The following is a 15,424-nucleotide window of genomic DNA, read 5'->3' on the forward strand; positions in this document are numbered from 1 at the left end:
CGTGAAATAAATCTATCTGATTATGAAAAATTTAACCGCTTTTTTTATCGTCGTACTTTTAGCATTAACAGCCTGCAAAAAAGAACAATCAAAAGATAATTCAGAAAATGCAAATGCAACGTCTACTGATTCTATAACTGCTATTGCAAAAGAAGCCTGGATATACGGATATCCAATATTTTATAATTACAAAGCGATTTACTCCAGTGCAATCAACAAAGAAGCTAAAGAATATTCAGGATTTAACAAATTCAAAAGCGTAGCTGCAAGCGCAACTCCCGCAGATACTTTAATCATAACCATAAATAATGATACTCCGTACTCAATGGCACCAATTAATGTTTCAGACGAACCTGTTATTCTTGAAGTGCCAAAAATAGAAAACGACCGATATTATGTAATGCAGTTGGTAGATCTCTACACCTTCAATTTTGAATATGTAGGATCGCGAGCAACTGGCAATAATGCAGGTAAATATCTTATTGCAGGACCAGATTGGAAAGGAGAAACTCCTAAAGGCATTGATAAGGTTTTACATTCTGAAACCAATTTAATATATCTTGTAGGCCGCACTCAGTTACACGATCCAGCCGATGTATCAAATCTTAAAAAAATACAGGCGCAGTATAAATTAATTCCGTTGCATGAATATACAAAACAGCCTGCTCCTCCTGTAAAAAAATACAATTTACCTTTGCCAGTCTGGAAAGAAAGCGATTATGGTTCGCTTCAATTTATCAGTGCACTAAATGCTTTATTACAATATGCAAACGAAGACAGCAGCGAAAAAGAACTGAGAAAGCGTTTTGCCAAAATTGGAATTGTGCCAGGACAACCTTTTGACAGTTCAAAATATTCGCCAGAAACGATAAAAGCAATTGAAAAAGCAATTGCCGAAGCCAAAGAAGAACTGAACTCTAAAATAGATAATGTCAAAGATGCCGGAAGTCTTTTTGGTACACGTGCAGAACTTAAAAATAACTTTCTAAATCGTGCAATTGCTGCAGCTGCCGGAATTTACGGAAACACTAAAGAGGAAGCTGTTTATACCGGAAGCAACGTTGATAAAAACAATCAGCAGCTTTTAGGAAACAATAAATATGTATTAAAATTTACTAAAGATCAGTTGCCTGAAGCCAAATACTTTTGGAGCATCACGATGTACAATCTTCCTAAACGTTTTCTGATTCCAAACCCAATTAACAGATATTCTATCGGCAATAAAACCAAAGGTTTAAAGTATGAATCTAATGGAGATTTAGTTATTTATCTGCAAAGCACTTCTCCTGGAAAAGATAAAGAAAGCAACTGGCTTCCAACACCTAAAGATGAAAAATTCATATTTGTGATGAGAATTTACGGTCCGCAGCCAAAAGTTATTAATAACATTTGGAAAATGCCTCTTCCAGAAATTGTAAAATGAAAATCATTGCTCCAGAAATAAAATCATAACCATTTTTCTAATTTTAATTTCAAATAATATGAAAAATTACAAATTATTATCAGGTCTATTTTTAGTTGCTATATCGTTACTGACTTCTTCCTGCAAACAGAATAACGGCAAATCAGAAACAGATTCTTCTGCATTAAAAGATTCAACTGCTGTGACTTCTGATTCAGTCGCACAAAAAAATAGTGTTCCAGTTACTGCTGCAAATTTTAACCGCGCAGAAACAGATCTTTACTTTACGACTTCGGTTAAAGATGCTGGTGGTATTGGTAATATACATCATTATAGAACTTTAATGCCAATTGACAAACAAGCTGTAATTCGTGCTAACCGAGATGTACTGTATTCTTCTGGAGTTTATGATCTCGATGCTGGACCAATAACTGTTACACTGCCAGATCCTGGAAAACGTTTTATGTCTATGCAGACTATCGACGAAGATCAATATTCTGAAACGTATTACGCTCCCGGAACTTTTACCTTTACAAAGGAAAAAATCGGGACACGTTATTTGATGTTAGGAATAAGAACTTTTATTGATCCTAACGATCCGAATGATTTACCGAAAGTTACAGCATTGCAAGATGCAATTAAAATTAGCCAAAAAGATAAAGGAACTTTTTCGGTTCCAAATTGGGACCTTGTGAGTCAAAAGAAAGTTAGAGATTCTTTAATTGGCGTTTCTAAAAAATTAACTGATACAAAAGGAATGTTTGGCTTAAAAGGTAAAATTGATGAAACACGCCATTTATTAGGAAGCGCAACAGGATGGGGCGGAAATCCAGAAAAAGATGCACTTTATCTTTCTGTTTATCCTAAAAAAAATGATGGAAAAACGGTCTATAAACTTAAAGTTAAAAATGTTCCTGTTGATGGATTTTGGTCTATAAGTGTATACAATAAAGAAGGTTACTTTGAAAAAAACGATCTCAATATGTATACCTTAAATAATATTACAGCAAAAAAAGATGCTGACGGATCGATTACTATACAGTTTGGAGGTTGTGACGGAAAAACACCAAATTGTATTCCGGTTACTGCAGGTTGGAATTACTGGGTTAGACTATATCGTCCGCACAAAGAAATACTTAATGGCTCATGGAAATTCCCTGAAGCGGTTGAAGTTAAATAAATAGTATTGTCAATAAAATTAAGGCTTCAGAGAAATCTGGAGCTTTTTTATTTAATTAATCTGTTAAAAATTTCATCATCTCAAAACTATATCGTAATATTGCAATATTAATATAATCTACTATGGGAGCAACTAAGACTGAACATTTTACAGACGCACAAAATCAAATTGCTACAATTGCTAAAGCATTAGGACATCCTGCAAGAATTGCTATAATCGAATATTTACTAAAAGTGAATGAATGTATTTGTGGCGATATTGTAAACGAACTGCCTCTTGCCCAGCCTACAGTTTCTCAGCATCTAAAAGAATTAAAAAATGCGGGAATCATTAAAGGAAATATTTCTGGAAATGCCATTTGCTATTGTATTGACGAAAAAACAATTGACATTTTAAACTCCTATTTTTTAAACATCACACAAACTATTTCAAAATCAAAATGTTGCTAAAACATTTTTTTTGACCAAGTATATCGCAATATTGCAATTAACAAATAAATAAAACAAAATGAAATTATCAGAAGTAAAACAGATTTTGCCAACATTAGATAATGTTGAATTTCAATTAGAAAACGGAACTTTTGTGCCAGAACATTTTCATGTAACAGAAGTCGGAGTAGTTACCAAAAATTTTATTGATTGCGGTGGCGTAATCAGAAATGAAAAAGCAGTAAACTTTCAGCTTTGGGATGCTAACGATTTTGAACATCGTTTAAAACCTAATAAACTATTGAACATCATTCAGCTGTCTGAAGATAAACTAAACATCGAAGACTTAGAAATTGAAGTGGAATACCAAAGCAATACAATTGGCAAATATGATTTAGAGTTTAATGGAAAAACGTTTATTCTAAAAAATAAAACAACAGCTTGTTTGGCACAAGATGCTTGCGGAATTCCTGCTGAAAAGCAAAAGATCAATCTTACTCAACTAACCAATGACACTGCTTCTTGCTGTACTCCAAATTCAGGATGCTGCTAAAAATGAGATCGCAAATCTTTAAATACAAAAAACCAATTGTAATAACCTCATCTGTTATTTTATTACAGCTTATTTTTGGTTTTGAACCCAAATTCTGCATTATAAATATCATTTGGTTACTTGTTTAATTATGAAAAAGAAAATATTAATACTTTGTACAGGAAATAGCTGTAGAAGTCAGATTGCCGAAGGCTACATGAAGCTTTTTGCTGGAAATAAAGCTGAGGTTTATAGCGCTGGTGTAGAAACTCATGGCGTTAATCCCAAAGCTATTTCGATAATGAAAGAAGACGGAATAGATATTTCAAATCATACATCAAATAATATTGATGAATATGTTCATATCGATTTTGATTTTGTGATTACGGTCTGTGATAATGCTAAAGAGCGATGTCCGTTTTTCCCAACAAAGGCAATCAAATTTCATTATAATTTTCCAGATCCAGCAAAAGCAACTGGAACGGATTCTGAAATCATGGAACAATTTAGAGCCGTTAGAGAACAGATAAAAGAGTATTGCAGAAATTTTGCTACTGAAAATCTAAATTAACATTATTTAATATTCAGTTAGGAATATCTCGTCGGTAGAAAAAAAAATAATATCGTTTTGCATTGTCTCCTGTACACCTTATTTGCGAAAATTTTACCAATCAAACGTTCCTACGGAACGTGTAATCGTGATTTAAATTTCGTTTCTACCGATGAGACGTTCCTATGGAACGTATATTTCTAATTCAAATTTCGTTTCTACCGATGAAACATTTCTACGAAATGAATTGCTCCAAAAATCTTGTGTGTATTTTTAAACATGACTTCATTAGATATAAAAACCAAAAATGCGTAAACCCAAAAAGGACTTACGCATTTTTTCTGATGAAACATTATAAAAAACGCCGTTTATCTTCTTCTTCCGCCTCCGCCACCGAAGCCACCGCCTCCCATGCTGCGAGAACCGCCTCCCATTTGTCCAGCGCTTGGTCTTGAAGATGCTCCTCCTCTATTAAAATTGGAGTTCGAAGAACTTCCTCTATTAATATTTGAAGTCCCTGCACTTGGCGATGAACTCTGACGGGTTCTTCCAGATGCATTAGTATTCCCTGCACGATTGGAGTTTCCTGCTGATGGTCGTGTGCTTGCCGAAGGACGCGAATTACCCCGATTTGTATTGTATCTATTATTGGTCGAATTGTCTCGCACTGTATTAGATCTCGATCTATTATTATTGTAATTATTAAAACTGTTTCTGTTATTAATATATACATTGTTATGTCCGCCATGATAATGCCCGCCGTGATAGCCATGATGATGGTAATAATGGTTATGACGATAAATTCCGACCGCCAATACAGTAAAAGCAGCGAAATAAGGCGGATAAAATCCGTAATAATAAGGTGGGTAATACGGCACATAAGCTGGTGAATATACATATTGTACAATTGGCACGGTTTCTACCACAACGGCTGTTACGGCTGGCGCGCTTTGTACGGGATCGTCTCCTGTATAAGCAGGGTTTGATGTTTTTGCTGCCGAGGATTTGCTTACTGGCTCGATAATATAATCTTTTCCATACAGCAGTTCATCGCCTACAATCTGCATTTTTACTTTTCCGTTTTTGTCTTTATCGACAAAAATAACAGCGACGTCCTGATTCTCTGTTTTGCTAACGGCAACTTGAAGAACAAATGTAAACGAGTTACCATCTTTCTTGGTAATTACTTTTATGAAGTCTACTTTTTTGTCTAGATTCAAATCGAGATTATTGATTCCTGTTTTCTCCAAATTCAGATTTTTTTCAAACTCCTCAATGGTTTTTGATTTCTGAAAGAGTGTCATTACAGCATACAAATCTAGATTGTCGCCTGGAAGTCCTAGTTCTTTACCATCGTTATCAGACTGACTAAAAATTAGCTGGGCAGACATGATTAATGCAACTGTCAAATATTTTGTAAATTTCTTTATCATATTAAGAGTATAAAATATTAGTAAGCGGTGTAGAAAATGATCTTTCTATACTTTCCACTCTGTACCCAGAAATCGTCTAGTGTTTTTTGGTTTTATCCAGTTCGCCAATAAAAGGAATAGCATTCTGAATTTCAGCGCGTATAGTCACTTGCAGATACAACTCAAGCTGTACAAATTTTGCTGCATTGATTCCGCCAATAGCTTTTGCCAGTTTAGAATGCGTTTTGGCAAGTAATTTTTCTGAATCTTGATTGTATTTTAAGTTTGCCGCTGTTAGCTCTGTGGCTTTAGCATCGCTTAAAGTCGAATAATTGTTTGCATAGTCTTCGAGAATTTTAATCTTTTGCTGACTTAAGGCTTTGCGCTCTGCTTCGTATTTATCATAAATAGGCTGAAATGCTGCTGCTTGTGTGTCAGACAAATCCAAATATTCTTTGACTACATCTGCCTTTGATTTTCCATAAAGATCTTGGATCAAATTAATTTCATCTACAGAAGATTGTGCAAAAGCACTTAATCCGAAAACCAACGAAAGTATAAATAGTAATTTTTTCATAATCTTAATTTTAAAGTTTAAATAATTTGCTAAAGTGATAGTTACATATTACTCCTAAATCAAATTGAAAAGTTTTAAAATGCATTTTATTCTGTCAATCCATCAGAAGCACTCATATCTCTTAAACAAACATATTTGCCATCTCTTTTTTCAAAAAGACTCATATAATTTCCAGTATTTATAGGCGTTTTTGTCGAGTCGGTTACTTTATAATATCCTACTTCTACCACCATGTTACCATCGTGAGAAACAAAAACTTCTTTGGTTTCAAATGAGATTACATTTGTATTATTTTCTAAATCTGATTTTAAAAATTCATATCTAGCATCTTTACCAATAATTGGCGGTCTGTTTTGATAAAAAGTAATGGCGTCATCTGCATAATATCCAATCTCTTTCAATTGACCAGCATTGTATGTTGCAGCATATTCATTTTCTTTTGCCTGAATTTCTTTCTTGACTTGCTTTAAGTCAATCACAACATTTTCGTCCTTTTTTGTATTGCAGGAAACCAATAAAACACAAAACCCAGAGAGAACCGCTCTTATAATTATTTTATTTTTCATAGACATTAAATTTTCAAGTTGATATAAAACTATTTCGTTTTACAAACAGATTCAAAAATTTGTTCGTAAACACAGTTCTTTTTAATATTCTTCGAATATCTTTTGAAGTTCGGCCAAGCTTCTTTTTTTCAGCAATGCTACCGACAATAAGATTCTGGATTTCTGCGGATTTAAAGCATATGAAGCAATTAATCCAAGTTCATCATCGTTGCATTCTACATTACGGCTTACAAGTCCAGTCGCTACACGTGTGCTTCGAACTACTATAATTCCTTTTTTGCTAGCTCTTGCACAAGCATCTAGAGAGGCTTTGTTCATATTTCCGTTTCCTACTCCAGCAATTACAATTCCTTTGGCACCGCGTTCTATCGAAGCATCAATTAAATCTGGTTTCATATCTGCATCGGCATAAATAATGTCTACACGAGGAAAAGAGCTAACGCCTTTTACATCAAACTCTGAGTTTTTTCCAAATTTTTGACTAGGATAATTAAAGAAATCGTTTGTTCCGTAAGAAGTAATACCGATAAGTCCTCTAAGCGGAGACATAAAAGTCTGAACGGCCGTTGTACTCACTTTTGTTAAAGATTGTGCCGAATGAATCCAATCGTTCATTACCAAAAGTACACCGCGTCCTTTTGCTTTAGGATCGCCAGCTACTGCAATCGCATTATAAAGATTTAAAGGCCCATCTGCACTAATTGCTGTTGACGGACGCATGGATCCTACAAGCACTACTGGTTTATCTGTTTTTGTAGTTAGATTTAAAAAAAAGGCCGTTTCTTCCATTGTATCGGTTCCGTGTGTAATTACAAAACCGTCTACATCATTGCTATCGGCTAACTCATTAATTCTATTGGCTACTTTCAGCATAATTTCAAATGACATGTCCTGAGATCCGACATTCGCAATTTGCTCGCCTTTTATATCGGCTACTTTCAAAGCATCTGGAATTGCATTTACCATTGCATCAATGGTAACTTGACCAGAAGTATATCCTGACTGTACTCCTGTTTGAGCAGAACCGGCAATTGTTCCGCCTGTTGCTAATATTAGAACTTTAGGCTTAGCCTGTCCGAACATGCTGATATTGAGTGATAATAACAGCAGTAAAAGTATTTTTTTGTAAAAGTTGATATTTAATTTCATCATTTTGTCGTTTAAGGTTGAGAATTATTTTTGGCCTGTTAAAGTTGCTGGATCAAGCAATTTTTTAATTTGGTCTTCTGTCAGCAATTTCTTTTCGCGTATAAGTTCTAAAATACCTTTATTGGTTGCCAATGCTTCTTTGGCCAATTCAGTTGTTTTTTCGTAACCCAAAATCGGATTTAGAGCCGTCACAACACCAACACTTCGATCCATATAATGCGCCAAAACGTCTTTGTTTACTGTAATGCCATCGATACAGTTTTTTCTAAATAATGGCATTGCTTTAAAAAACAATCCTTGAGATTCCATCATGGCAATGGCCTGAACAGGTTCAAAAGCATTTAATTGCAATAAACCAGATTGTGCGGCAATCGTTACGGTCAAGTCATTTCCCATTACTTTAAAACACAATTGGTTCATAAGTTCTGGCATAACCGGATTTACTTTTCCTGGCATAATTGAAGATCCTGGCTGAAGTGCAGGCAAATTGATTTCGAAAAAACCAGTACGAGGACCAGAAGCCAAAATGATCAAATCGCTGCTTATTTTTGCCAAAGCTACTGCCATGCTTTTAAGTGTAGAAGAATACATTACAAACCCTTGTTGACTAGTCGTAGCAGCAATAAGATCTTTACTCATTACAATTGGTTTTCCTGTAATTTTTGCCAAATGCGCTGCTACTTTTTCAGCATAACCTGGAGAAGCAGTAATTCCTGTCCCGATTGCTGTAGCTCCCATATTTTGTTCGCATAAATAAACCTCCGCCTTTTTTAAAGCGCTAATTTCTGCGTCAAGCTGATTCCCGAAAGCATGAAATTCCTGACCTACAGTCATTGGTACAGCATCTTGCCCTTCGGTTCTTCCCATTTTTAGAATGTCTTTAAATTCATCGCCTTTTTTATGGAAAGCTTTAGCCAAAAGATCTGCCTCTTGAAGCAGTTTATCGTTATGAAGAAGTAATGCCACTTTTATGGCTGTTGGGTACACATCGTTTGTTGATTGTCCCATATTAAGATCATCATGAGGTTCAATGTATTGATATTCTCCTTTTTTATGACCGCTTAATTCCAATGCAATATTGGCTAAAACTTCGTTTACATTCATATTCGCAGAAGTACCAGCACCGCCTTGATACAAATCGACCAAAAATTGATCATGATATTTGCCATCAATTACAGCTTGGCAAGCTTTTTCTATAGCAGCAAGTCTATCTTTTTTAAGTCGGCCTACATCTGCATTGGCACGTGCTGCAGCTAATTTAACCATTGCAAAAGCTTTTACATAGTCAGGATAAGATTGCGTAGTCAAGCTACTTATCTGAAAATTTTCTAATGCACGGGCTGTTTGTACTCCGTAGTACGCGTTTGCAGGAATCTGTTTTTCTCCCAGAAGATCCTTTTCAGTTCGAGTCTGAGCATTAAGAGCAATTACAGACAATCCGAACAATAGCAGATATTGTACAGTTTTACACATATTTTTCTTTTTTAAGTGATTAATAAACACAAAGCTTTCTATTGATTTTTTCTATAAAATGCTTCAGAGAAATTATATTTAAAAGAAAACTGTATTTTGTTTATGGAAGTGCTCCATCCGTCGTTGTAATTTTCGCGGTTACCCCACTGAAATTCAGCTCCAACCATACAGTTTTTTACAGGAGTATACAAGATATTTGCGAGAGCGTATTGTCCCTTTTTAAAGGCGCTGTCTGTTTGTCCGTCTGAGTTGTCAATATCAATCATCGAATATCCTATTGCAGTACTAAACTTATCACTCCAATTATGATCTAAAAAAGCGACAACACCAACCACAGGAAGCGCAACACCTTTTACAGGAGTTACAGGATTACTTAGATTATTTTTAATACCTATATCGACAGGAGCATCATTCATGTAGTTCTGTACTCCTTCTCCATACATAACTTGCCCTCTAAAAACATCATTTTTACTAAAGTTAATATTGGTACTTAAGTTAAGTCCCCAGCCTACTGCATCTCCTGATAAATTATACTGATCGTTGTTTTGATCTTTCCATTCAATTTTTCTTACGATACCTGCTAGCTCAATATAACCCCATTTAGTTCCAAGATGGTATTCTGCTGAAAGGTCTGGCAACGGAAATCTTGCTTTTACGCCTTGCAATTCTACACGATTGGCATAATCTCCCTGATCGGCACTTGCTCCAGGTCTTTCTAATGCAATGGTTAAACGAGTATCGCCTTGAATTGGCATATATCGAATTTGAATGTTTCTAAAAAACACCATTCCAGTTGGCCCCCAATATTCTAGTGAATTCGGAAATACGCCAATATCCATAAAGGGGCTCCAAGTTTGTCCAGCTCCAAATTTTCCTAACTCGGCATAAGCATGACGCAAACGAAAAGTAGTCTGTCCAGCATCTACACCAGTACCAAACAACTCGAATTCAAAATGTGTTTTCAATTCTCCAAGTCCAGTATTAAAATAATTTTTAAAGCCAAGTCTAGTCTGGCGTACAGAAGCATAGTAATTGCCGTCTGGACCATATTCATTTTTATACGAAGGCAGTTTAGTTGGCCTTACCACATCATACCAATCTGATTGAATTTGATTAAAATTATAACCAACATCGGTCATAATGAAACCATAGATTTCCATGCTTTTAGATCCTTCTTCTTGAGCTTGAGCTAAAGCGGAAATGAGAAAACAAATTATAATGGCTCGATGCCTGATCGTGACCATTTGTAAAAACCTTTTTTTCATAATGATTATAGTTTGTTTATTGTGGGATGCTTTACTACTATTCATTTGTTTTTTACAATCTGGGCTTAAAAATAAAAGTGACTTTATTTTAAAAATCTGTATTTCTCAGAACTGGCTTTTAGCTTCAAAAATCTTTTCAATATTCTTTAAATTTTTCTTTTTTGGGCAGACAAAAAAATCAAGAACTTGATAATGTCGTCTTCTTTTTTGTTAAAAAAGCAAAAAAAGACGCTACACTAACTGATTATCAGACAAATATAATCAATACTAGTGCATGATTAGAGTTATTAACGGTTACATTTAACGGTTAAAAAATCAGATTAATAATATTAATATGTTAAATATTCACATATTTTTATAAATTTGTAACTACATCATATTTAACACTTTACCCGCCCAGTGACTTTTTTTTCGACGTTAATAATTTCAAATAATTTATTATGGAGTCAATAAAAAAAATCTCCCCGGATACCATTTACAATGAACTGGAAAATGTTTTAAAGTTTAATTCTTTCAAGAATTCAATGCTGTTAAGCAATTTTCTGCGATATATAGTCACAGAAACCATAGACCAAAGACAGCAGTTTATTAAAGAATATTCGATAGCTGTAAATGCTTTAAGCAGACCTTCTCATTTCAATCCTCACGACGACGCAATGGTTCGTATTCATGCAGGGCGATTAAGGAAACTTCTCAATGAATATTATTCTTCTGACGGAAAAGATAATTCGGTGATTATTCATGTCCCCAAAGGCGGTTACGTTCCCGAATTTATTCATAATAACAAAATGAGGCACATTGATTTCCCTATTAACACAAGTAAATCAAATCTGGTCATCACAGTATTTCCATTTAAATCGACTTCTCAAAGGCCCGATTTAGAAGCTTTCTCTCAAATTCTTTCCGAAGAAGTAAGTGCAGAACTTTCACGTTTTCAAGACATTTCTGTAATAGGCCATTTTGCATCTAGTGTAATTTCAAAAATTAATGAAAATATTCTAGAAGCCGCCAGTTTAGTAGGAGCCGATTTCATTATAACAGGACATATTCAAATTATTGATAATAAAATGCAGATCAGAGTCAATCTTGTAAACTCATCATCTGGTAAATTTATATTGACTAAATTGTTTACGCCTGCCACAATCGATGACGGTATTAGAATACAAAATGAAATCGTGAAAGATATCGTTTCGAGCATGGGCGGTTATTATGGCATTATCTTTAAAGAAATGGTAAAAACAGCACCTTCTAAAATATCAAACAATTCGGGTATTTTAAAAGCAATCTGCAGTTATCACGAATATCAATGCTCCTATTCTATAGAAAATTATGCAAATGCATTATCCAATTTAAATGATGCCGTAGAATTAGATCCAAACCATGCTATAGCTTGGGCAATGTTGGGCGAAATGCAATTGGCTGCTATTGCTCTCGGAATAGACAACTGCAAGAAAACAATCGAAAAAAGCAGTCACTGCATTACAAAAGCATTGAAAATAGATCCCAACTGCCAACAGGCTTGGTATTCGCTAGCACTTTTAAGCTGTTTTAAAAAAGATCAAGATAACTGTCTTTCTGCCGCAGAGCAATGCATAAAAATAAACCCTAATTCTTCTGGCATTATCTCAGGAATAGGCTGCATGTTAATTTTTGCAGGCTATTTTGAGAAAGGCTTTAATTTAGTAGAAAATGCAATTCGAATAAATACTTCGCATCCGTGGTGGATTAATATTGGATATTGCTACTATTACATTCATAAAAAAGAATATCAAAAGTCCTTATACTGGGCAGACAATATGGATTTTAACGAAACCATTTGGGATTCTTTGCTAAAAGCGGTTTCCTTATCCCTGCTAAATGAAGATGCAAAAGCTAAAATACAGCTAAACAACCTTCTAAAACTACAACCCCAAACTCCAACAGAAATCAAAGAAATATTTTGCAGTTTTATGTTTTCTGATGAGGTTGTTTTTAGAATGGTAAACAGCTTAAAAAGAATTGGATTAAAAGAAGATATTTGATTATTTATAAAATATAGAAAACTACGCAAGTCCTAATAAAAAAGGCTTTGCGTAGTTTTTTGTTTTTAACTCTAAGTTAAAAATGTAATTTAGTTGATTGCTTAATGTAGCTCATAACAAAAGAACTCTGGACTTTACTGATATTTGGAATATCTGAAAGCTTTCTAATAAAATCATTAAACGATTCTGGATCTTTTACCACAACTTTCAAAACATAATCAAAAATTCCGCCTGTAACATATCCTTCTACAACCTCATCGAGTGCTGCGACTTGCCTCGAAAATTCTTCTACAAGATCTAAACGTTGGCTGTTTAGAGAAAGATTTATAATAACAGTAAAATTTAATCCAACTTTTTTAGGATCAATTATAGCGACATAATCTTTAATATACCCCTCGTTTTCAAGTTTTTTAATTCGGTCGTAAACAGAAGTTCTAGACATATTGAGTCTTTCTGTCAAATCGGTTATATCAAATCTTGCGTTCTCTTGAAGAATTCGAAGTAACTCTATCTCTTGTTTGCTTAATTCTTGCATCGGATTTTTTCCAGTTAAAGTGTAAAAAATAATTCATTTTAGGACAAAATACATAAATATACGCATTTTAAAATATTAAATACATATTTAAATTAAAAATAACGACCATTATTCTTCATTTTATACTTTTGACTGTACAAAACATATTTTCAAGAATAAAAATGAACAAATATATTATCATCGTCGCTTTGGGCGCATTAAGTTTCGGAATGCTGTCTTCTTTTGCCAAAATCGCTTACGGAGAAGGTTATTCTCCTGCCGAAATCACTTTGACACAAGCACTTGCGGGAACTTTAATTTTATGGTCTATCGTCATTTTCAGAAAATTAAAATACGGCACTAAACTAACATTAAATTGGAAATTGCTTTTAGCAGGAACTACAATGGGCTCTTCGGCTTATACTTACTATTTATCTGTGGCTTATATTCCGGCATCATTAGCAATTGTTTTATTAATGCAAATTACCTGGCTAAGTATCTTGGTCGATTGGATATTTTTCAAGAAAAAACCAAATACGGTAGAAGTCGGTTCGGCACTTTTTATCATTTTAGGAACTATTCTGGCAGGAAACCTTTTAGACTTAAGCAATGCCAATATATCATTTACAGGAATAGCTTTGAGTTTATTATCGGCTTTGCTTTATACACTTTATATCGTTTTTACGAGCAAAATTGGCAAAGAAACTCCCATGTTCGAAAAAAGTGCTTTAATGACCAGTGGTTCTGCCATGATTATATTTTTAATTAACTGTGAAGCCATTACTACAAGCACACATTTAGATTTTGGATTGCTGCAATGGGGAACATTTTTAGCCATTTTTGGAACTGTAATTCCGCCTATCTGTTTTACAGTCGGGATGCCTAAAATTGGCGCCGGCTTAAGTTCTGTTTTACTAACTTTAGAATTACCTGCAGCTGTTTTTTGCGCTCATATTATTTTGGGAGAAAAAGTCACTTTTCTGCAAATTATCGGAATTGCGATAATGCTTGGCTCAATCGTGTATCTTAACATATCGAAAGCTAAAAAGGAAAAAGTGATTCAAAACGAAACCGCAATATGTTAATCCATATAAACGAAAATAATCTTTACGCCGAATATCACAATAATTTTGAAAATCGTCCGACTATTGTTTTCCTTCATGATTCTTTAGGTTGTGTAGAATTATGGAGAGATTTTCCAAGAAGAATTGCGACCGTTTGCCGGTGCAACATTTTAATTTATGACAGATTAGGCTACGGAAAATCAGATCCTATGCAGACTTATCTTCGTCCTGTAAATTATCTGGAACAAGAAGCTAACGTCTTAAACTTATTACTCGAAAATCTAAATATTGAAAATGCCATTTTATTTGGCCACAGCGATGGAGGTTCGATCGCATTAATTGCCGTAAGTAAATATCCAAACCGAATTAAAATGGTTATTTGTGAAGCGGCTCATGTTTTTGTTGAAGAAATTACCCTAAACGGTATTCGCGAAGCTGCTCAAGCGTATCAAAATACAAACTTGCCTCAAAGGCTCCAAAAATATCACGGAAACAAAACCGAAACTATTTTTAAAGCTTGGACTGAAACTTGGTTGCGAAATGATTTTAGAAACTGGAATATTGAACATTTCCTTCCCAAAATCAAATCTCCGCTACTATTTATCCAAGGTGAAAAAGATGAATATGGAACTTTAGATCAAGTCGAAAAAACAATAAATGCTACATCTGGAAAAGCTGAAAAGTATATAATACCAAATACAGGACATACACCGCACAAAGAAACTCCAGAAATTGCAATAGAAAAAGTAGTCGCGTTTATTACAGCTTATAACTAAGCTACTTTCTTTGCTACACGTTTTTTCTTCTCCAGTAATTTAAGATGATTTTCGGCACACAGAATTTTCTCGGTCGTGCCGTTTTTTTGTATTTCGATGAGGTAATGAAAATCTCTTTCTTTTGAAGTCGATTTTATAATCAATCCCTTTTTAAAATCCATTTTCCTTTCGATAATGGTTCCCTTATAAGATATCCCACTCAATGCTGTGTAGGAAACATCTTGTCCTTTTACAAATTTCATTGTTTTAGCCGTTTGTTCCTAATAATTGCTAATACTTCTAAATCTGAAAAACTAATATTAAGGGGGAAAATCAGTTTTTCTACTTTGGGCGAATGTAAAAAGTTTTGACAACTTACAACCCCGTATTTATACCTGTTTTGAAGTTTAAAGATAGTTAAAATTTGAATGTAAAAATAACCTTTCAAAAAAAAGTTGATACAATTTAGAACAGTTTCTTTCGCCTCTTTTTTAGCATGAATTCCTAGTTTTGAAAGAATGAATTTTCGTTTCAAA

General features: G+C 34.3%; 16 protein-coding genes. 8 read left to right on the top strand and 8 right to left on the bottom strand.

Going from position 1 to position 15,424, the window contains the following annotated elements:
- The first annotated feature begins 22 nt into the window (after positions 1-22).
- From AC1Q5Z_RS19090 to AC1Q5Z_RS19110, 5 genes are all read left to right on the top strand, one after another.
- On the top strand, positions 23-1,423 hold the full coding sequence (locus tag AC1Q5Z_RS19090; protein WP_492446405.1) for a DUF1254 domain-containing protein: 1,401 nt from the start codon (positions 23-25) through the stop codon (positions 1,421-1,423).
- 58 nt (positions 1,424-1,481) lie between these two features.
- Positions 1,482-2,582 carry a DUF1254 domain-containing protein gene (locus AC1Q5Z_RS19095; protein WP_492446407.1) on the top strand — a complete coding sequence of 367 codons (1,101 nt, stop codon included), beginning with the start codon at positions 1,482-1,484 and terminating at the stop codon, positions 2,580-2,582.
- A 122-nt stretch (positions 2,583-2,704) separates the two neighbouring features.
- Complete coding sequence (locus AC1Q5Z_RS19100; protein ID WP_111362835.1) at positions 2,705-3,031, top strand: ArsR/SmtB family transcription factor; 327 nt, start codon at positions 2,705-2,707, stop codon at positions 3,029-3,031.
- A 58-nt stretch (positions 3,032-3,089) separates the two neighbouring features.
- A complete protein-coding gene (locus AC1Q5Z_RS19105; protein WP_111362836.1) occupies positions 3,090-3,563 on the top strand; it encodes a DUF6428 family protein in 474 nt (157 codons plus the stop codon).
- Between the two features lie 130 nt (positions 3,564-3,693).
- The gene (locus AC1Q5Z_RS19110; protein WP_343587340.1) at positions 3,694-4,113 is read left to right on the top strand and encodes an arsenate reductase ArsC; all 420 of its coding nucleotides are present in this window, start codon (positions 3,694-3,696) and stop codon (positions 4,111-4,113) included.
- A 347-nt stretch (positions 4,114-4,460) separates the two neighbouring features.
- On the opposite strand, the gene AC1Q5Z_RS19115 is transcribed toward AC1Q5Z_RS19110, so the two are convergent.
- The 6 genes from AC1Q5Z_RS19115 to AC1Q5Z_RS19140 all read right to left on the bottom strand — a co-directional run bounded on the left by AC1Q5Z_RS19115 (position 4,461) and on the right by AC1Q5Z_RS19140 (position 10,534).
- Positions 4,461-5,525, bottom strand: coding sequence for a hypothetical protein (locus tag AC1Q5Z_RS19115; RefSeq protein ID WP_343587343.1), 1,065 nt, complete (start codon positions 5,523-5,525; stop codon positions 4,461-4,463).
- A 76-nt stretch (positions 5,526-5,601) separates the two neighbouring features.
- Positions 5,602-6,081, bottom strand: coding sequence for a hypothetical protein (locus AC1Q5Z_RS19120; RefSeq protein WP_198857586.1), 480 nt, complete (start codon positions 6,079-6,081; stop codon positions 5,602-5,604).
- Between the two features lie 86 nt (positions 6,082-6,167).
- A complete protein-coding gene (locus tag AC1Q5Z_RS19125) occupies positions 6,168-6,647 on the bottom strand; it encodes a YybH family protein (RefSeq protein ID WP_343587346.1) in 480 nt (159 codons plus the stop codon).
- A gap of 81 nt (positions 6,648-6,728) precedes the next feature.
- On the bottom strand, positions 6,729-7,799 hold the full coding sequence (locus AC1Q5Z_RS19130) for a type II asparaginase (RefSeq protein ID WP_233074163.1): 1,071 nt from the start codon (positions 7,797-7,799) through the stop codon (positions 6,729-6,731).
- 21 nt (positions 7,800-7,820) lie between these two features.
- Positions 7,821-9,269, bottom strand: a complete 1,449-nt coding sequence (locus tag AC1Q5Z_RS19135; protein ID WP_198857588.1) for an aspartate ammonia-lyase — start codon at positions 9,267-9,269, stop codon at positions 7,821-7,823.
- 38 nt (positions 9,270-9,307) lie between these two features.
- On the bottom strand, positions 9,308-10,534 hold the full coding sequence (locus AC1Q5Z_RS19140; protein ID WP_278022655.1) for a DcaP family trimeric outer membrane transporter: 1,227 nt from the start codon (positions 10,532-10,534) through the stop codon (positions 9,308-9,310).
- A 440-nt stretch (positions 10,535-10,974) separates the two neighbouring features.
- Here AC1Q5Z_RS19140 and AC1Q5Z_RS19145 point away from each other — a divergent pair, with 440 nt between their 5' ends.
- Positions 10,975-12,555, top strand: coding sequence for a tetratricopeptide repeat protein (locus AC1Q5Z_RS19145; protein WP_343587354.1), 1,581 nt, complete (start codon positions 10,975-10,977; stop codon positions 12,553-12,555).
- A 76-nt stretch (positions 12,556-12,631) separates the two neighbouring features.
- On the opposite strand, the gene AC1Q5Z_RS19150 is transcribed toward AC1Q5Z_RS19145, so the two are convergent.
- Positions 12,632-13,090 carry an Lrp/AsnC family transcriptional regulator gene (locus AC1Q5Z_RS19150; protein ID WP_278022657.1) on the bottom strand — a complete coding sequence of 153 codons (459 nt, stop codon included), beginning with the start codon at positions 13,088-13,090 and terminating at the stop codon, positions 12,632-12,634.
- A gap of 161 nt (positions 13,091-13,251) precedes the next feature.
- Here AC1Q5Z_RS19150 and AC1Q5Z_RS19155 point away from each other — a divergent pair, with 161 nt between their 5' ends.
- Together AC1Q5Z_RS19155 and AC1Q5Z_RS19160 are read left to right on the top strand one after the other, a co-directional pair.
- Complete coding sequence (locus AC1Q5Z_RS19155) at positions 13,252-14,154, top strand: EamA family transporter (RefSeq protein WP_343587358.1); 903 nt, start codon at positions 13,252-13,254, stop codon at positions 14,152-14,154.
- Positions 14,148-14,909 (top strand): alpha/beta fold hydrolase, encoded by a 762-nt coding sequence (locus AC1Q5Z_RS19160; protein WP_492446412.1) that lies wholly within the window; start codon positions 14,148-14,150, stop codon positions 14,907-14,909. The genes AC1Q5Z_RS19155 and AC1Q5Z_RS19160 overlap by 7 nt, the downstream gene beginning before the upstream one ends.
- Here the strand turns inward: AC1Q5Z_RS19160 and AC1Q5Z_RS19165 are convergent.
- Positions 14,906-15,151 (bottom strand): hypothetical protein, encoded by a 246-nt coding sequence (locus AC1Q5Z_RS19165; RefSeq protein ID WP_111362850.1) that lies wholly within the window; start codon positions 15,149-15,151, stop codon positions 14,906-14,908. The genes AC1Q5Z_RS19160 and AC1Q5Z_RS19165 overlap by 4 nt on opposite strands.
- Positions 15,152-15,424 lie beyond the last annotated feature (273 nt).

It is taken from the genome of Flavobacterium sp. GW823-FHT06G12 (assembly GCF_058794775.1).